Annotated in this window: 20 protein-coding genes; 10 read left to right on the top strand and 10 right to left on the bottom strand. The window is 74.9% G+C overall.

Annotation, left to right across the window (positions count from 1 at the left end; genetic code table 11):
* Positions 1-107: integrase core domain-containing protein (locus QSK00_RS11460; protein WP_285591427.1), on the top strand; the 107-nt coding region annotated here is incomplete at its 5' end.
* A gap of 21 nt (positions 108-128) precedes the next feature.
* On the opposite strand, the gene QSK00_RS11465 is transcribed toward QSK00_RS11460, so the two are convergent.
* From QSK00_RS11465 to QSK00_RS11475, 3 genes are all read right to left on the bottom strand, one after another.
* Positions 129-686, bottom strand: coding sequence for a ferritin (locus tag QSK00_RS11465; protein WP_285590664.1), 558 nt, complete (start codon positions 684-686; stop codon positions 129-131).
* A gap of 65 nt (positions 687-751) precedes the next feature.
* Positions 752-1,825: a hypothetical protein gene (locus QSK00_RS11470; RefSeq protein WP_285590666.1), complete on the bottom strand. Its 1,074-nt coding sequence runs from the start codon at positions 1,823-1,825 to the stop codon at positions 752-754.
* A gap of 79 nt (positions 1,826-1,904) precedes the next feature.
* Positions 1,905-3,575, bottom strand: a complete 1,671-nt coding sequence (locus QSK00_RS11475) for a ferric reductase-like transmembrane domain-containing protein (RefSeq protein ID WP_285590668.1) — start codon at positions 3,573-3,575, stop codon at positions 1,905-1,907.
* Between the two features lie 217 nt (positions 3,576-3,792).
* Between QSK00_RS11475 and QSK00_RS11480 the strand changes: the two genes are divergently transcribed.
* Entirely contained in the window at positions 3,793-4,515 is a 723-nt protein-coding gene (locus QSK00_RS11480; RefSeq protein WP_285590669.1) for a class I SAM-dependent methyltransferase, read from the top strand.
* Positions 4,516-4,580: 65 nt separating this feature from the next.
* Here QSK00_RS11480 and QSK00_RS11485 read toward each other — a convergent pair whose 3' ends face one another.
* The 3 genes from QSK00_RS11485 to QSK00_RS11495 form a co-directional block, all read right to left on the bottom strand.
* Positions 4,581-5,522, bottom strand: coding sequence for a Rieske (2Fe-2S) protein (locus tag QSK00_RS11485; protein WP_285590671.1), 942 nt, complete (start codon positions 5,520-5,522; stop codon positions 4,581-4,583).
* Positions 5,523-5,698: 176 nt separating this feature from the next.
* Positions 5,699-6,880, bottom strand: coding sequence for an arginine deiminase (locus QSK00_RS11490; RefSeq protein WP_285590673.1), 1,182 nt, complete (start codon positions 6,878-6,880; stop codon positions 5,699-5,701).
* A 10-nt stretch (positions 6,881-6,890) separates the two neighbouring features.
* Positions 6,891-7,691 (bottom strand): CPBP family intramembrane glutamic endopeptidase, encoded by an 801-nt coding sequence (locus tag QSK00_RS11495; RefSeq protein ID WP_285590675.1) that lies wholly within the window; start codon positions 7,689-7,691, stop codon positions 6,891-6,893.
* A 63-nt stretch (positions 7,692-7,754) separates the two neighbouring features.
* On the opposite strand from QSK00_RS11495, the gene QSK00_RS11500 reads away from it, so the two are divergent.
* Positions 7,755-8,204, top strand: a complete 450-nt coding sequence (locus QSK00_RS11500) for a hypothetical protein (RefSeq protein ID WP_285590677.1) — start codon at positions 7,755-7,757, stop codon at positions 8,202-8,204.
* Complete coding sequence (locus QSK00_RS11505) at positions 8,201-8,536, top strand: DUF3817 domain-containing protein (RefSeq protein ID WP_285590679.1); 336 nt, start codon at positions 8,201-8,203, stop codon at positions 8,534-8,536. The genes QSK00_RS11500 and QSK00_RS11505 overlap by 4 nt, the downstream gene beginning before the upstream one ends.
* Here the strand turns inward: QSK00_RS11505 and QSK00_RS11510 are convergent.
* A complete protein-coding gene (locus QSK00_RS11510) occupies positions 8,505-9,311 on the bottom strand; it encodes a DUF2470 domain-containing protein (protein ID WP_285590681.1) in 807 nt (268 codons plus the stop codon). The two genes, QSK00_RS11505 and QSK00_RS11510, sit on opposite strands and share 32 nt — an antisense overlap.
* A 126-nt stretch (positions 9,312-9,437) precedes the next feature.
* On the opposite strand from QSK00_RS11510, the gene QSK00_RS11515 reads away from it, so the two are divergent.
* Genes QSK00_RS11515 through QSK00_RS11525 form a run of 3 tightly spaced genes read left to right on the top strand, consistent with a single transcriptional unit; the run spans position 9,438 to position 11,994 of the window.
* Positions 9,438-10,355 carry a hypothetical protein gene (locus QSK00_RS11515; RefSeq protein ID WP_285590683.1) on the top strand — a complete coding sequence of 306 codons (918 nt, stop codon included), beginning with the start codon at positions 9,438-9,440 and terminating at the stop codon, positions 10,353-10,355.
* Positions 10,355-11,338 carry a prephenate dehydratase gene (gene pheA / locus QSK00_RS11520; protein ID WP_285590685.1) on the top strand — a complete coding sequence of 328 codons (984 nt, stop codon included), beginning with the start codon at positions 10,355-10,357 and terminating at the stop codon, positions 11,336-11,338. The genes QSK00_RS11515 and pheA overlap by 1 nt, the downstream gene beginning before the upstream one ends.
* Before the next feature lie 2 nt (positions 11,339-11,340).
* Positions 11,341-11,994 (top strand): histidine phosphatase family protein, encoded by a 654-nt coding sequence (locus tag QSK00_RS11525; protein ID WP_285590687.1) that lies wholly within the window; start codon positions 11,341-11,343, stop codon positions 11,992-11,994.
* Between the two features lie 277 nt (positions 11,995-12,271).
* On the opposite strand, the gene QSK00_RS11530 is transcribed toward QSK00_RS11525, so the two are convergent.
* The 3 genes from QSK00_RS11530 to QSK00_RS11540 all read right to left on the bottom strand — a co-directional run bounded on the left by QSK00_RS11530 (position 12,272) and on the right by QSK00_RS11540 (position 14,131).
* Entirely contained in the window at positions 12,272-12,514 is a 243-nt protein-coding gene (locus tag QSK00_RS11530; RefSeq protein WP_285590689.1) for a helix-turn-helix domain-containing protein, read from the bottom strand.
* Positions 12,515-12,683: 169 nt separating this feature from the next.
* Positions 12,684-13,031, bottom strand: coding sequence for a metallopeptidase family protein (locus QSK00_RS11535; RefSeq protein ID WP_285590691.1), 348 nt, complete (start codon positions 13,029-13,031; stop codon positions 12,684-12,686).
* Between the two features lie 8 nt (positions 13,032-13,039).
* Positions 13,040-14,131: a septum formation family protein gene (locus QSK00_RS11540; protein WP_285590692.1), complete on the bottom strand. Its 1,092-nt coding sequence runs from the start codon at positions 14,129-14,131 to the stop codon at positions 13,040-13,042.
* A gap of 199 nt (positions 14,132-14,330) precedes the next feature.
* Between QSK00_RS11540 and QSK00_RS11545 the strand changes: the two genes are divergently transcribed.
* From QSK00_RS11545 to QSK00_RS11555, 3 genes are all read left to right on the top strand, one after another.
* On the top strand, positions 14,331-15,167 hold the full coding sequence (locus QSK00_RS11545) for a hypothetical protein (RefSeq protein WP_285590695.1): 837 nt from the start codon (positions 14,331-14,333) through the stop codon (positions 15,165-15,167).
* 13 nt (positions 15,168-15,180) lie between these two features.
* A complete protein-coding gene (locus tag QSK00_RS11550; RefSeq protein WP_285590697.1) occupies positions 15,181-16,350 on the top strand; it encodes a glutathionylspermidine synthase family protein in 1,170 nt (389 codons plus the stop codon).
* Positions 16,351-16,416: 66 nt separating this feature from the next.
* Positions 16,417-17,232 carry an SCO6745 family protein gene (locus tag QSK00_RS11555; protein WP_285590699.1) on the top strand — a complete coding sequence of 272 codons (816 nt, stop codon included), beginning with the start codon at positions 16,417-16,419 and terminating at the stop codon, positions 17,230-17,232.
* The last annotated feature ends 13 nt before the right edge of the window (positions 17,233-17,245 follow it).

The following is a 17,245-nucleotide window of genomic DNA, read 5'->3' on the forward strand; positions in this document are numbered from 1 at the left end:
ACCATCAGCGGCTGGCCGCCCTGGACACCTGGGTCCACGACTACAACACTCGCCGCGCCCACTCCGCCCTCGGCGGCCAGCCACCAAACACCCGCCTCGCCTGCTAACAACGTGACGGGTCACGACAGCTAGGCCCCGCCGAGCGTGGCGATCCCGCCGGCCGAGGGCGGCGCGGTCGGGTCGGTGCCCGCGTCGGCCGGCATCTCGCGGGCGACGAAGTCCTCCACGTGGAAGAGGTTGTCGCCCGCGCGGCGCACGATGCGCAGGAGCGTGGTCATCGAGGCGACCTCCTCGACCTGCTCCTTGAGGTACCACTGCATGAACTGCTCGCCGAGGTAGTCGCCCTGGTCGCGGGCGGCGCGGGCGAGCAGGGTGATCTGGTCGGTCACCCGGCGCTCCTGCTCGAGCACCAGCTCCACGACGTCCTCGACGGACTTGAAGTCGTTGCGGACCTCGTCGATGCCGGGGATGCGGACGTGGACGTCGTTGTCGAGCAGGTACTGCACCATCCCCATGGCGTGGTTGCGCTCCTCGAGCGCCTGCGCGTAGAAGTGCGCCGCCAGCTGCGGGAGGTCCTCGTCGTCGCAGTAGACCGCGACCGCGGTGTACTGCTGCGACGCGGTGAACTCGTGGCGGATCTGGTCGCGCAGGAGGTCATGGAACCTCGACGAGGACGGCTCTTCCATCCGGTGAGTGTAGGGCGACCTTACCTGTTCGAGGTATGGCCTCCGCCTCGCCGAGGGTCCCGCGCTCAGCCCACCGTCGCGGCGACGGCCCGGTCACCGTCCTGGCGCACCGTCACCGCGGGCTTCCCGACGCCGAGGTCGGCGCACTTCAGGTTCTGGTAGGAGGCCTGCAGTCGCTGGGCCAGGAACGTGAACAGCGAGTTCGCCGCCGCCGGGTCGGGCGACGGGGCCGCGGAGAACCGGGCCTGGTCGGCCTTCAGACGCCCGGGCGCGACGGCGACCAGGGAGCGGCAGTAGGCGGCGCCGTCGGACGACGCGGCGGGCGACTGGTCCACCCCGAGCCGGTAGAGGGTCAGCTTCGCCCGCGACGGGGTGTCCCCGGCCAGCACCATCGGGTCGTTCGCCGGCACGAGCGCGACCGGGTCGCCCTGGTGCGCGGCCGCCTGCAGCTCGTTCAGCGCGAGGGACGGCACCGGCCGTCCCCCGTCACCGAGGTCGGGGGCGGTCATCGGCCGGCAGCCCAGGGCGGGGTCGACGAACGCGTCGAGCAGCCCGTTGTCACTGGCGTTGGTCAGCACCGTGCCGCCGAGACCGCGGTTCGCGACGGCGTCCTGGGCGGTCCGGCCGTCGTCGAGCACCCGATAGGAGGTGGCGAGGTTGTCGCTCTGGTCCTGGTCGACCACCGCGAAGTCGCGGGTGGTGGGGCACGGCCGGCCGTCGGCGGCGGTGCCGAGCGCGGGCACGGTGGTCCGGCCGGCGGCGACGGACGCGTTCGCCGCGGCGAAGAACCGCGCCGCGCCGCAGTCGGCGAACTGCCCGAACGGCGAGTCGGGGGTGCCGTTGACGCACCCGGCGTCGTCGCCGCCCAGGGTCAGGGTGGTGCCGTTGAAGCCGAACCAGACGCCGACGACGGCGCCCGCGGGCAGCTGCGGGGTGACCGGGACGGCCGCGGGCCGGGCGCCGTCGTCGACCACCAGCGGGTGGTAGACCGACAGCGCGCCGGTCGAGGGGTCGAGCACCGTGGCCTCGACGAACGCGGCCTGCGCCTGGTCCGCCTCGTGGCAGGCGCCCTGCCCGCCGGAGCCCTTCAGCCGGTAGGGGGTGGCGAGCCCGGCGGCGGTCAGGGGCGCGGACGGCACGACCAGCGTGCAGTTCGGGTTCGGCTGCTGCTGCGTCTGCTGCTGTCGTTGCTGGTGCTGCTGCCGGTGCTGCTGGGCGTCAGACCGATGCGTGTCGGCCGCCGCGGCGGCGTCGGGTGCGGGCGACGCGCTCGTCGTCGCGGACGCGGTGGTCGTGGTGTCCGACCCGCCGCCGTCGGTCGTCCCCGACTCCTCCCGACGCGACCGGCCGGTGATCGCCGAGGTCAGGCGCGAGAGCAGGGAGGGGGCCCGTCCGTGCTGCGAGCTCGTCGAACCCGACGTCGGAGTGTCGTTCGTCCGCGAGGACGCCCACGCCTGTGCCGCCCCGAGGACGAGCAGGATCGAGAGCGGGACGGCGACCGCCCACCGCGGGATGCGCGGCCGGGCCGTGTGACGGGACATGGAGATCCTTCGGGGGAGCGGGATCGACCGGGGCGGACGCCCCGGAGGTCGTGGTGGGCAGCGGCCCGGACCACCCGAACTGCTCGCAGTGCACCCGGGCGGGCGGCACGTCGAGCTGCTCGAGCGCGGCGAGGGTGCCGGTGGCGAGCGAGGCCGGGCCGCAGACGAAGTAGTCGAGGTGCTCCCGTTCCGGGGACGGGGGCAGGACCTCGGTGAGCAGCGCGACGTCGATGCGGCGGCCCGCGAGCCGGGTCACCTCGAGGTCGAGGCGGCGCCGCAGCACCTCCAGCTCGGGCGCGAACAGCGGCTCGGAGCCCCGCTCGGCGAGCACGAGGCGGTGCCGTCGGGCGTCGCCGCGCTCGGCGAGGGTCCGCAGCATGCTCATCATCGGGGTGATCCCGACCCCGCCGGCCACGAGCACGAGCCCGGCCCGCCCGCCGTGGTCCTCCGCGGTGAACGAGCCGTGCGGGCCGTCCAGCCACACCTGCTGCCCCTGCGTCAGCGCGGCGACGCGGTGCGAGAAGTCCCCCTGGTCGCGGACGGTCAGCTCGAGCCGTCCGGTGACGTTGGCGCTCGACGCGATCGTGAACGGGTGCTCCTCGGTACCCACGACCGCGCGGCGCAGACGCAGCCACACGAACTGGCCGGGCTCGAAGTGCAGCCCGCCGCGGCGCAGGTGCACGGGGGCGAGCACGAGGGTGACGACGCTCGGGCCCTCCCGCCGGACGCCGTAGACCACGTAGGCGCCCTGGCGGGAGAACAGCGGACGCCAGACCCAGCGGTGGGAGAGCACGAGCAGCAGCGCCGCGGCGAGGACCACGAGGCAGACGCGCATCACGGGGTCGGCGACGAGGTGGTTCAGCCACACGACGTGCAGCCCGGCCAGCACGAGCCCGGCGGCGGCCAGCGCCACGTGCAGGCGGGCCCACACCTCGTACCGGGCGCCCGGACGTCGGCCACCCGCGGCGACGCCGCCGACGGCGAGCAGCGCCACGAGCGAGCCCCAGCCGACCTTCGCCGTGGCCCGGGCGGTGACCGGGTTGATCAGTGCCGGGTGGTTCCACAGCGCGACGGCGGCGTGCGCGACCACCGCGGCGAGCGCCAGCATCCCGAGCCAGCGGTGCAGCCCCATGATGCGGTCGACCCCGAAGGCCCGGGTCAGCGTGCGGATCCGGCTGGGCACGAGGACGACCACCACGAGGGCGCCGAGCCCGAGCACCCCGAGCCCGACCGAGAGCATCGTCGCGGGCGCCGTCGAGTGCCCACGCCAGGCCGAGAGCACGAACGGCACCACGGTCATCGTCGCGAGCGCCCCGGTCCAGGCGATCGTCGTCATCCGTCTGCGCACGGCCGCAGAAGCTAGGTCCGTGACCTGAGCGTGACCCGCGATTCTGAGAGCGGAGGGCCCTCGGCCGCGGTGATCGACCGGGATCCGGCGACGACGGGCGGGATCGCTGCGCCGTTCGTCGGTACCCCTCTCAGCTTCGTCCGCGAGGGGCTCCGGGGCGCTTCGTCACCGGTGCCGGAAGTGCCCCGACGCCGACGGCACGGCAGGATGGCCGCTCGTGACCTTCGACCGTGCCCGCGAGGCCGCCGTGGTGCCGGCGGCGTTCGACCAGGACGCCACCTCCTACGACCGTCTGGTCGGCGCCAACCCCGGCTACCTCGACCACCTGCGGCTCTCCGCGCGGCGGCTGGCCCTTCCCGACGACGGGGCCGGGCTGCGGCTCCTCGACGTCGGCTGCGGGACCGGGCTGTCGACGCAGGCGCTCGTGGAGACCTACCCGAAGGCCGAGATCGTCGCCGCCGACGCGTCGGCGGAGATGCTCGCGCAGGCCCGGGCCAAGTCGTGGCCGAGCACCGTGCGGTTCGTGCACGCCCGCGCCGAGGAGCTCGCCGCGCACGGCGTCGAGGGGCCGTTCGACGGCATCCTCGCCGCGTACCTGCTGCGCAACCTGCCCGACGTCACCGCCGGCGTGAAGGACCTCCACGCGCTGCTCGCGCCGGGGGCGCCGCTGGCGGTGCACGAGTACTCGGTGGCCGACTCGGCGCGTGCGCGCGCGACCTGGACCGCGGTGTGCTGGGCGATCATCATCCCGCTCGGGTGGCGGGTGACCGGGGACGCGTCGCTCTACCGGTACCTGTGGAAGTCGGTGCTGCACTTCGACGGGATCGGCAGGCTCACGGGGCGCCTGCGCGACGCGGGCCTCGACGACGTCCGGGTCGAGCCGGTCGACGGCTGGCAGAAGGGGATCGTGCACACGATCCTGGGCCGTCGGCCGGTCTGAGTCGCCTCACGTCAGCGGTGGCCCACCGCTGACGTCGGACGTCCGCCGTGTGCCACCGCTGACGGTCAGGAACCCGCGCGCCGACGCCGGCGGACCTCGTAGGTGCGCTCGGCGTACTCGATGTCGTCGACCCAGAGGCGCTTGGCCGCGAACTCCATGAGCGGGCGGACGAGCCGCTGGGCCTTCGTCGCGTGCACGAAGCCCTCGCGGCCCGACCAGGCGAGCACCGCCTCCGTCACGAGCGTGCGGGCCCGCCCGTCGGGGTGCGGGGCGATCGGGGTCGCGTGGGTCTCGACGACGCTGCCCGCGCCCTCCCCGCGCGTGATGTGCATGACGATGGTCCGCGGGTCGGGGCAGGTGAACCGGGCCTCGACCGGCACGCCGTAGTTCCGGGTCAGCCGGAAGGCCACGTGCAGGTCGAAGTGGTCCTCGTCCTCGGTGGCGGTGCGCCCGGGGGCGGAGTCCACGCGCAGGTCGGCGAACGAGTGCGGGTGGAACCACGCGCCGTGCCACGGGTCGAGGCGGTTGGCGAGGACGTCGTCGGGCTCGCAGGTGCCGGTCATCGACGCCACGGCGACCAGGCTCGTGGCGTGCGGCGGGCGGACCGGCAGCACCGGGGCGTCGGTGGGCTCCTCGCCGCCGACGGCGTCGAGCCGGACCCAGGTCAGCACCCCGTCGTCGTGCGCGGGCACCGTGCGCCAGCCGGCGCGCCCGGACGGGCCGAGGGCGAGGCCGTGCCAGCGACAGATGAGCTCGCAGCCCGACTGCTGCGCGGTCGACATGTCCGCGCCGAGGTGCGGGCAGGCACCCGGGCCGGCGTGCACCCCGCCGTCGGGAGCCCGCCAGACGACCAGCTCGACCCCCGCCACCGTCACGCCCGTCGGGGAGCCGACGCGGACGTCCCGCGACGCGCCGACGACGTACCAGTTGCCCGACGGGCGGGCCTGGGCCCGCTCCAGGGCGGCGTGGATGATGCCCGGCTTCGCGTCCCGCCAGGTCGGCTCCATCGCCTCCCAGCGTTCGCCGGACAGACGTCGTAGCGGGTTCACCGGCGTACGACCGACTGGGCGCTTCCTCAGCACGGAACGGACGCTAGGACGGTGCCCGTACCGGTGCAGTGGGGCACGGTCGTCTGTGGCCGGACGCACGTCTGGCTGCGCCGAACGAGGGCGCGCCGACCCGATCAGGTGACGTCGCGCTCCCAGGGGCACGACAGGCAGCGCGGCCCGCCCCGCCCGGAGCCCAGTTCGAACCCCTCGATCGTCACCACCTCGATCCCGGCGTCGCGCAGCCGACCGTTCGTCGTGGTGTTGCGCTCGTAGGCGACGACGAGGCCGGGCGCCAGGGCGAGGGTGTTGTTGCCGTCGTCCCACTGCTCGCGCTCGGCGGCGACCCCGGCCGGGCCGGTGTCGACCGCGCGGAGCTCGTCGATCCCCATGGCGCGCGCGGCGGCGGGCCGGAACGGTTCGGGACCCTCGATATGGAGGCCGGGCGTGATGGTCCACGCCTCCAGCGCGTCGAGGACCTCGGGGAACACCACCATCGCGTCGACGTCGACCATCGTCGCGACCGTGTCCAGGTGCATGGTCGCCCGCCGCTGCGTGATCGGGACCGCGAGCACGGTGTGGGCGAGGCCGTCGGCGAACATGGCGCGTGCGAAGGACTCGGCGCCGGCCGGGCTGGTGCGCTCCCCGACGCCGATCGCGAGCACCCCGGGCGCGAGCAGCAGGACGTCACCGCCCTCCGCGGCCGAGGTGTCGCGGGACTCGGTGTGGGTGACGCCGCCGAGTGCCGGGCGGCCGGCGTGCGCCAGCGCCACGAGGGAGGCCTCCCGGCGCCGGGCGGGCATGCCCATCGCGGCGGCCACCACCCGGTCCCCGACCCGGATCGAGGAGTCGCGGGTGAACATGAGGTTCGGCAGCGGGTCGACGGCGAACTCGTCCGGGCCGTGCATGCGGCGCACCAGCGAGTTCTCGCCGTCGCCGAGCTCGCGGAAGGTCAGCCCGCCGATCAGTGCCGTCGTGAGTTCGGGGGCGGTCATCGCCGCCATCTGCTCCCGGACGGCCGCGCCGAGCTCCCGGCCGAGCGTCCGCTCGTCGACCGCCGCGGCGATCCCGGAGTCGCGCGGGCCGTCGTCATGAAGAGCGTCGGTGAGGAGGTCCGCGAGCAGGAGCACCTCGACGCCGTGCCGACGCAGCGTGTCGGCGAAGCGGTCGTGCTCGAGCTGGGCGCGCTCGACCCAGGGGATGCCGTCGAAGAGCAGCCGGTCGGCGTTGCGCGGGGTCAGGCGCCGGAGCTCCGGGCCGGGACGGTGCAGCACCACCGTCCGCAGCGGGCCGACCTCGGAGTCCACGCGCGGGGTCACCGCGCCGAGGTTAGTTGCCGGGCAGGAAGGACACCTTCCCGGCGAGCAGCGCGGAGCCGACGAAGGCGACGACGTCGATCAGCGTGTGCGCCCACACCAGCGGCCAGAGCCGCCCGGTGCGCTGCCAGTACCGGCCGAACACCAGACCCATGACGAGGTTGCCGAGGCCGCCACCGAAACCCTGGTAGAGGTGGTAGCTCCCGCGGAGCGCGGCCGCGACCAGCAGCGACCGGTTCTCGGTGAGCCCGAGGCGGCGCAGCGCCGAGAGCAGCCAGCCGACCACGAGCACCTCCTCGGCCCACGAGTTGGCGAAGGCCGAGATCAGCAGCACCGGCACCCGCCACCAGTGGTCGTCGAGCACCGACGGGACCACCGTGAGGTTGATCCCGATGGCGCGGGTGACGAGGTAGAAGCCGAGCCCGGGGATGCCGATGAGGGCGGCCAGCCCGCAGGCGGCGCGCAGGTCACGCCACGGTCGGCGCCCGTCGAGGCCCACCCCGCGCGGCCCGGAGCCGGCGCGGAGCAGCAGGTAGAGGCCGAGCCCGCCCCAGGCGATCAGCTGCAACGACGACGTGAGCTGCGCCGCGAGGTCCACCCACGCGTCGGTGGCCAGCGGCCGGTCGATCGTCACCTGCCGCTGCGCCAGCGGGGCCGGGGCGGCCAGCGAGTCCAGGAGCGAGACGAGCGACCGCAGCCCCGACAGCCCGAGCGTCACAGTGGCCACGACGAGGATCTCGGTGACGAGGAGCCGGCGCTCGCGCCCGGTCACGACCTCGACGTCGGGCCGGGCCGGGGAGAGCCAGCTGTTCATCGACGATCACCCTAGGGCGCACGCCACGGGGCCCACACGGCCTGCGTCGGTAACCTCGGTGGCGTGCCGGTCCTGCGCGTGCTCGCCACCCCGCGATGGGTGGGCTGGACGCTGCTCGCGATCTGCGCCGTCGTGGTCTGCGGGGGCATGGCCTACTGGCAGCTCATCCGCGCCGAGTCGGACTCGGGCACGCTGCTCAACGCCGGGTACGCGCTGCAGTGGCCGCTGTTCGGCGTGTTCTTCGCCGCGCTGTGGTGGCGGATGCTGCGCTCCGAGGCGCGCATCCTCGCCGAGATCCAGGAGGGTCCCGACGCCGGGTCGTCCCCAGCTCCCCCGGCTCCCGCAGCCGGGGCGATCCCCGAGGCCGACAGCCCGTTCACCCCGCGTCCCCGCGGCGTCGAGCCCGGGGCGGGCGCGGGCCGGCCCGCCCGCGTCCGGGCCACCGAGGAGTACAACGCGATGCTCGCGGACCTGAACCGTCGCGACCGTCAGGACAGGGAGTCGACCCCGTGACCGCATCCACCGATGTCCTCACCGAGAAGGTCGTCGCGGCCATGCGGCGCTACCGGGTCGGCGCCTACGTGGTCGGTGTCGGCCTGCTGGTGCTCGTGCTGGTCGCGATGCCGCTGAAGTACTTCGCCGACCAGCCGCTGCTCGTCGCGATCGTCGGTCCGATCCACGGCTTCCTCTACATGGGCTACCTGGCCCTCACCGCCGACCTCGGGGTGAAGGCGCGGTGGCCGGTGGGGAAGCTGCTGCTCGTGGCCCTGGCCGGGACGATCCCGTTCGTGTCGTTCATCGCCGAGCGGAAGGTCACCGCTCCGCTGCGCGCCGCGGCGGGCTGACGTCGGACGGGTCGGCCAGGCCCGCGAGCCGGCGTACCTCCGCACCGAGCATCCGCGGGCACGCGACGGGGCCCGAGAAGCCGAGGCGGACGTCGTGGTCGCCGTGGGCGGTCTCGACCCGCAGTCGCAGGCCGAGCCGGTCCACGCCGAGCGGCACCACGGTGTGCTCCGGGCGGCGCAGCGCGACCGGCAGGTGATGGGCGAGGCCCGCCACCAGCGAGCCGTGCGCGCCCGCGAGGTGCGCGAGCCACGCGTCGCCGCACTCGGTGAACGGGTCGGCCGGGGCGGCGGCGACCTCGGCGGGGGTGAACGTGCCGGTCCCCTCGGCGTCGCTCAGCACCACCGACGCCGGGTCCAGGCGCAGCAGGACGTCGGCGTGCCCGACGTCGAGCAGGCGTTCGTCGGGCCGGTCGGCGGCGATCCGCAGCGCGGCGCGGCGGGCGACCCGGGCCGGGAGCACCCGGACCCGCCCGCACACCCAGACCAGGCCCCGGACCGGCTGGCGCACCGCGATCGGGGCGGTGTCGGAGAGCTCCATCATCACGGGCAGGTGCTCGGCGGCGCGGGTGGCCGCGACGAGTGGGTGGTCGGCCGGGACCTGCAGGGTCGCCGCCCCGGAGGCCGGGACGTGGTGGAGCGTCGGGACGACCCGCTCGATCTCCTCCACTCCGGGCGACCCGGTGATCAGCGCCGCGGCCGACGCCCGCGTGGCCGTGGCCCGGGCGCGTTCGGCCGGACTGGGGACGGCGGGCTGGGGCGGGCAGCTCCTGGCCACGGCGGGCTCCTCACGGTCGACTCCTCGGCGGAGAACTTAGGTGAGCCTAACCGAAGCGAGGGGTGTCAGGGCAAGCGTCGGCGCCCGGTGGACGGGACCGCGTCACCCGCCCGCTACCGTGCCCTCGTGTCCACCGTCCCCCAGGCCGGTGGGGCACCGGTCGACGGTGTGCCCACGCTCCTCGCGCGCATCCTCGACGACGCGGCGCTCGTGTCGCCCGGTCCGCGCCGCGAGATGGGCGACGTCGTCGCCGCCCACCTCGACGCCCGCCTCGGTGAGCACGGTGGCCTGCTTGGGGCCCTGGTCGTCCCGGTCTCGCGGCTGCAGGAGTTCGTCGCCGAGCTGGTCAAGCGCCGCCCGTCCGCCCCGCTCCCGGTCGCGCTGTCGGTGGACACCGGTCTCGGCGGGGTGCCGAAGGCGCTGTCGCTGACGTCCTCGCGCGCCGCCCTGCTGACCACGGGCACCGTCGAGATGCCCGCGCCGCACGACGTCGACTCGATCTGGCTGGAGCGGGTCACCGAGTTCGTGCCCGACGAGGTCGTCGCGGTGGTCGAACCGCGCCGCCCCGACGTCGACGGCTCCGACGACTGGATCGACGGGGTCCGGCGGGTGGTCGGCCATGGCTGCCGGCCGAAGCTGCGCTGCGGCGGCGACCGCGCCGGGGTGTTCCCCGGCGTCACCGACGTGTCGCGCTTCCTCGCCGTCGTGGCCGCCTCCGGGCGGTCGTTCACGGCCAGCATCGGGCTGCAGTCCGCGGCGCGTCACGTCGACCCGGAGACCGGCTTCGACCACCACGGCTGGCTGAACCTCCTGGTGGCGGTGGCGCGGGCCCTGGAGGCGGCGCCCGCGGACGGGGCCGTGTCCGACGAGCTGGTCGAGGAGGTCCGCAGCGCCCTCGAGGCCACCGACGCGGACGCCCTGGCCCGGGAGGCGGCGACGTTCGACGAGGGCACGGCCGGCCGCGTGCGCGGGCTGCTGTCGTCGTTCGGGTCGACCGCGCCGGCGGACCAGGGCGCCGAGATGGCGCGCCTGGGGCTGGTCTAGTGCGCATCGCGTTCCTCGGCCCGCACGGGACGTTCTGCGAGCAGGCGCTGGGTTCGGTGCTCGGCGACTTCCCGGGCGCGTCGACCGAGCCTGCCGCCAGCACCACCGCGGCGCTGGACGCCCTGCGCTCCGGTGCCGCCGACCTCGCCTGTGTGCCCATCGAGAGCTCGGTGGAGGGCGCGGTGCCGGCGACGATGGACGGGCTGGTGGAGTCGCCACCCGTCGTCGTGATCCGGGAGATCCTGCTGCCGGTGCGCTTCGGGGTGCTCGTGCGGCGGGGGACGACCGCCGCCGACGTCGCCACCGTCGCCTCCCACCCGCACGGCGAGGCGCAGACCCGCCGGTGGCTGGCCACGCACCTGCCGCACGCCGAGGTGCGGATGACGCCGTCGACGGCCGCCGCCGCGGCGGCCGTGGCCGACGGCCAGGTCGACGCCGCCGTGTGCGCCCCCGTCGCCGCCCGCCACTACGGGCTGGAGGTGCTGGCCGACGGCGTGCACGACACCGGCGACGCCGTGACCCGCTTCGTGGTCGTCGCGCCCGCCGGGGCCGCGCTGCCCGCCCCGACCGGTGCCGACCGCACCTCGATCGCCGCCACCACGGTCAACGAGCCCGGCGCGCTGCTCGCGATCCTCACCGAGTTCGCGATCCGCGGCGTCGACCTCACCCGCATCGAGTCGCGGCCGTCCAAGGCGCGACTCGGCACCTACTGGTTCTTCCTCGACGGTGCCGGCCACGTCGCCGAGGCCGCGATGGGCGAGGCCCTGACGGCCCTGCACCGGCGCTGCACCGACCTGCGCTTCCTCGGCTCGTACCCGCGCGCCACCGTCCCGTCCGGCTCGACGGCCCCGTCGCCGCCGGTCGCCGCGACGGTGGCGGGGCAGGGGCCGGAGGACTACGCGGCCGCCGAGGACTGGTTGCGCGCCCTGCGCGCGGTGCGATCCCTGCCATCCCGCCCGGCCACCGGGCCCGACGTCGGGTAGACGTGGAGACCGTGCCGACCCTGGTGCTCGCCCGTCACGGACAGACCCCTGCCAACGTCAGCAAGATCCTCGACACCGTCCTGCCCGGTCCCGGGCTCACCGACCTCGGCCGGCTGCAGGCCGAGGCGCTCGGCAAGGAGCTGTCGGAGATCGGCGTGACCGACCTGTACGGGTCGGCGGCGCGGCGCGCGCAGGAGACCGCCGGAGTGGTCGGCACGGTGCTCGGTCTCACGCCCGGCACGGTCGACGGCGTCCACGAGGTGCAGGTCGGCGACCTGGAGGGCCGGTCCGACGACGAGTCGGTCGGCGTGTTCCGCTCGATCTACGACGCCTGGCGCGCCGGGGACCTCACCGCGCGCATGCCCGGCGGTGAGTCGGGCCAGGACGTGCTCGACCGCTACCTCCCCGCGGTGGAGGAACTCCGCGACCGTCACCCCGACGGCACGACGGTGCTCGTCAGCCACGGCGCCGTGCTCCGCCTCGTCGGGCACGCCCTCGCGGGTGGGAGCGACCTGCGTCCGGACGGCGACGACCACCTCGACAACTGCGGCCGCCTCGAGTTCGAGGGCCTTCCCGACGGCGGGTGGCGCCTCGTCGCGTGGCGCCGCGAGGCCCCGGGGGGCCTGGCCTCCAGCCGCGACGCGACCGGCGGCTGAGGGGCTCCCGCGCCGCCCTTGCCCTGCCGCCCGACGCGAGGGTGACGTGGGGCAGGTTCCTGGGGCCTTGGACCTGCGTGGTGTGTACCTCGGTGGGGCCACGGGTCCGGAGCCGGCCGCTCCCGGTCCGCGAGGGTGACGTGAGGCAGCTTCCCGGGCGGTATGGCCTGCCTGGTGTGCATCTCGGCTGGGCCTGCGGGTCCGGAGCCGGCCGACGATGGCGCGTCGGACGCACCCAGTGGGAGCAGCCCTCCATCGTCGGGTGGTCGGAGGGTGCTCAGGCCCCCTGGTCGGCGACGTACTTCCGCCCGGCGTCGGTGACCGCGACGTGGACGAACCGCCGGCCGACCTCGGCCGGGCTCACGTCCACGATCAGGCCGGCCGCCTCGAGCTGGGCGAGGAACGCGTCGAACTGGGCCTGCTGCTCCTCGGCGACGCCCCCCGCCAACGCCGACTCGGGGATCACCCGCTCCCCGGCGCCGTCCACGGCGTGCAGGAACTCCGCGATCAGGTCCGCCATGGGCGGCCAGGCTGCCCGCCCGGCAGCGGTCCGTCCACCCCGGTCCCGCCGGGCGCGACCCGACCCGTCGTCGGGAAGGGGCCCGGCCCGCCGCGAGGTACACCTCAGGCAGACCGGCGGGCGCCGGAACCTGCTCCCTGTGACCCTCGCGGCGACCGGGCGACGCGGCTCAGCCCCAGCCGTGCCGGTGCAGGGTCTCCTCGTCGATCCCGAAGTGGTGGGCGATCTCGTGCACCACGGTGATCGCGACCTCGTCGCGCAGCTCGTCCTCGTCGGCGCACAGGTCCACGAGCGCGTCGCGGTAGAGCGTGATCCGGTCGGGCAGGACGCCGCCGTAGTCGCTCGTGCGCTCGGTCAGGGCGACGCCCTCGTACAGCCCGAGGAGCTCCGGCTCGTCGGGGTGGCGCTCCTCGACGAGGACGACGACGTTGTCCATCGCCCGCAGCAGCTCGGGCGGGAGCTCGTCGAGGGCCTCCCCGACGAGCTCCTCGAACCGGTCCGGGGTGACCCCGTCCACGGCCGGACTCAGTTGGCCGGCGCCGGCGTCTGCTGCTGGCCGATCCCGGGCAGGGGCACCGGAAGCTGCAGACCCGGCTGGGTGGGCTGCGTGGGCTGGGCCGGGTCGACGGCGTCGGGGGCGGTCGACGTGGTGGTGGCCGGCGCCTCGGCGGGTGCCCCGGCGGGCGGGAGCGGGTCGGCCGAGGCGGGGGCCTCGCCGCCGATCGTCACGCCGTCCTTCACCGCGCCGGTGAGCGGGGCGAACCCCGAGTTGTCGCCGAGCAGCGCACCCATGTTGCAGCTGACCCGCCGCGTGCCCGCGTCCCAGGACGCCTGGTTGATGTTCGTCCAGTACACGGTGAGCTTGGAGTCGGTCAGCTTCTGCGCGCCGACCGCGTCCTGGGCGACCTTCGTGCACTCCGGCTGCAGGAAGTTGTCCTGGTCGTCGACCGAGGGCAGGCCGCCCGGGAACTTCTGGCCCAGGTCCACGGTGCCGGCGACCTCGGCGGCGTGCGTCTTCGCGCACGAGGACACGGGGTCGGACACCTCCTTGCCCGCGAGGCCCAGGCAGGTGCCGGGCGCGAAGACGACGGCCTGGTCGGCGTCGGCGACCTTGCCGGTCGAGGAGAACAGCGCGCCCGAGCGGCCGGGGGCCTGCAGGCCGCAGCGCACGGTGCGGTCGCCGTCCTCCCACGCCGACTGGGTGGGCTTGAGCGCGCCGACCTTGTAGCGGCCCGTGGGGTCGAGGGCCTTGCCGAGGTAGCTCTGGACCAACCGGCCGCACTGCGCGGACACGAGCTGCTGCCAGGCCGCGTCGCCGGGGAACGGGGCGCCGTCGGGCAACGCCGCCTGCACCGGGCCCGCCGTCTCGAACAGGTGCGACTGCGCGCAGGGCACCTGGGAGACGTCCGAGCCGTCGGCCGTCGTCCAGGTCAGGCACGTGCCCGGGGTGGAGGGGAGCTCCGTCCGGTCGGTCGAGGGGCCGGTGCTGGAGCCGCCGAGGATGCCGGGCGAGCCGCCCTCGTTCGAGGCCAGGCCGAGGAAGCCGAGGCTGGAGCCGGTGGCCGCGAGCGCGGAGGCCGCGAGGAGCATGACGAGGGCGCCGACCAGGATGCCCACGACACCACGGCGCGCGATGAGCCGCCGGCCGGCGTGGTCGTCCCGGTCGGTGTCTGGTTCGTCCCCTCCGCCGGAGGACGGGCGTTCCCGTACGAGCATGGTCCTGCCATCATGCCGCGTGCCCGGTTCGTCGCCTTGACGGGGGGACGACGGGCCCGGTGATGTGATGGAGTGGAGCGATGAGCGGGGGCGACGGGTCATGAGCGACCAGCCGAGCGGCGCGCACCGGGCGGACGACGCCCCGACGCCGCCGGAGGGCACGCCCACCGGCGCGCCCTCGGCGCCCGACACCGAGCAGCGGACCGCCGACGAGTGGAAGGCCGTGCAGCGCGGTGAGGCCGCGGAGCCGGACAGCGGCTCCGGCACCGGCCCCGACGGCACTCTCGTGGCGCCGACGCCCGACCCGGAGAAGCGCAAGGGCGGGATCCGCTACCAGGACCCGGAGACCACCACGCCGCGCGAGCCCACGGTCGCCGAGCAGCGCGCCCGCCGGGAGGCCGAGCGCCGCCGCCGGGCCCAGGAGGAGGCCGCGGCGGCCGCCGAGCAGCGGAAGTCGAAGATCCGCAAGCGGGTCCTCATCGGCGGGGGCGTCGCGGTGGGCATCGTCGCGATCGTGGCCATCGCCTACGCGGCCTCGGGCAGCGACGACGAGACCACCGCGCAGTGCGTCGACCAGAACGGCGTGGTGGTCGACGACAACCAGTGCGCCAGCGGCGTCCAGCAGGGCGGCTACTACAACTCCAGCGGCGCCTTCGTCCCGATCTTCCTCGGCGGGTTCGGCAACCAGTACCACTACAACTACGGGTCGAACGCGCCCGTCGGGACGGTCGCGCGCGGCGGCAGCACCAACCCGCCCGCCAGCGGGACCTCGCTGCGCGGGACGTCCGGCTCCAGCGTCGGCACCTCGAACGGCAGCAGCGGCACGGTGAGCCGGGGCGGCCTCGGCGTCGGGAGCTCGTCGTCGGGAACCAGCGGCTCGGGCAGCCGGGGATCATCGGGCAGCTCCTCCGGCTCCGGCTCCAGCTCGGGCAGCTGACAGGCTCACCGTCGTGCGACGTGAACGCTCGACCCCCCGTCCCGACTGGCGCCGGAAGATCGAGGAGCAGGGGCTCGTCTTCGGCACCCCGGCCACGAGCGCCGGCAACGGCACGCGCCCGTACTGGGACGAGTCCGTGCACTACGTGTTCGACATGGCCGAGATCCTCTCGCTGGAGGCCGACGTCGAGCTGCTGCACTCGATGTGTCTCGAGGCCGTCGACCACGTCGTGACCGCCGGGCGGTTCCGCGACTTCGCGCTCCCGGAGTGGTGCTGGGACCAGGTGGCCGACTCCTGGAAGCGCCACGACCCGCACCTCTACGGCCGCTTCGACCTGCGCTACGACGGGTCCGGGCCCGCGAAGCTGCTCGAGTACAACGCCGACACCCCGACGTCGCTGCTCGAGGCGTCGATCTGCCAGTGGTACTGGCTCAAGGACGTGTTCGGCGACCAGGACCAGTGGAACTCGCTGCACGAGAAGCTCGTGGCGCAGTGGGGGGCGATCGGCGCGAACCTGCCGCGCGGCGAGGTGCACTTCTGCTGGTCGCAGGCCGACGCGACGGGCGAGGACCACGTCACCACCGCGTACCTGCAGGAGACCGCCGCCGAGGCCGGGCTGGACACCGTGGGGCTCGCGATCGAGCAGATCGGCTGGGACTCCGCGCTCGACCGGTTCGTCGACCTCGAGGAGGCCCCGATGAGCTGCGTCTGCAAGCTCTACCCCTGGGAGTGGATCCTCGGCGACGACTTCGGCAAGCACGTCACCCGGAGCCTCCCGGAGACCCAGTGGGTCGAGCCGCTGTGGAAGACGCTGCTGTCGAACAAGGCGCTGCTCGCGGTGCTCTGGGAGATGTACCCGGGGCATCCGAACCTGCTGCCCGCCTCCCTGGGCGACCCTGGGTTCCTCACCGAGTACGTCCGCAAGCCGCTGCTCGGCCGCGAGGGCGCGAACGTGCAGATCGTGTCCGGGGCCGGAGAGCCCGTCGTCGAGACCGGCGGGGTCTACGGCGAGGAGGGCTACGTCTACCAGCTCTTCGACCCGCTGCCCGAGTTCGACGGCTACCGCCCGGTGCTCGGCGCCTGGATCGTCGGGGACGAGGCGGCCGGGATGGGGATCCGCGAGTCCGCAGGGCTGGTCACCGACAACGGCGCGGCGTTCGTGCCGCACCGGATCCCGGACTGAGGCGCTGCCGGGGGTCAGCGGTGGCCCACCGCTGACGTCCGGTGTCAGGTGTGGCGCACCGCTGACATGACGGAGGTCCCCGTGGAGCACGTCGCCCGGCGCATGTGGCGGTTGTTCGAGCCGGTCCACGCGCTGATCTACTTCGCGCCGGGGTCGCTGCGGGACACGGGGGACCTCGGCCCGTCGTTCTGGTCGCGCTACGTCGCGCAGCGGGCGGCGCCGCTCGGCCCGGTGCCCGCCGCGGTGGTCACGGCGGCGTTCGGCGGCTTCGCCCCGGACCGGATCACCGACGCCCTGGCCGGCGTCGCGGTGCCGCCGGAGGTCGCGCTCGAGCGGCGGCTCCGCGGCATCGACATGGCGTTCCGGGAGCTCGGGGGGCTTCCCGACGACGGGTCGCTGCAGGAGGCCGCCGACCTCGCGTGGGAGGCGGCGCAGGCCGGTGAGGACGCCGGCCGCGTCCTCGGGGCCGCGAACCGCGCGCTGCCGCGGCCGGGCGAGCCGCACCTCGCGTTGTGGCAGGCGACGACGACGTTGCGCGAGCACCGGGGCGACGGCCACCTCGCCGCCCTGGCGGTGCACGGCGTGTCGCCGGTGGGGTCGCACGTGCTCAAGGTGCTCGCCGGCGAGTCCCCGGAGCGGGACCTGCGGCTCGGGCGGCGCCTTCCCGACGACGCCTGGGCGGCGGCGGTCGCGCGCTGGTCGCCCGACGAGGCGGCCGCCCTGCACGCCGCCGTCGAGGACGCGACCGACCGGGCGGCCGCGGGACCGTGGACGGCGCTGGGCCCGGAACGGACCGCTCGGCTGGCGGAGCTGCTCGAGCCGCTGACCGCGATCTGCTGGACCGTCGTCCCGTCGCCCAACCCCGTGGGCCTGACCCGCTAGTCTGGCGCCCCTT

Origin of the sequence: Actinomycetospora sp. NBRC 106378 (assembly GCF_030269685.1) — a bacterium.
Classification (GTDB): Bacteria; Actinomycetota; Actinomycetes; order Mycobacteriales; family Pseudonocardiaceae; genus Actinomycetospora.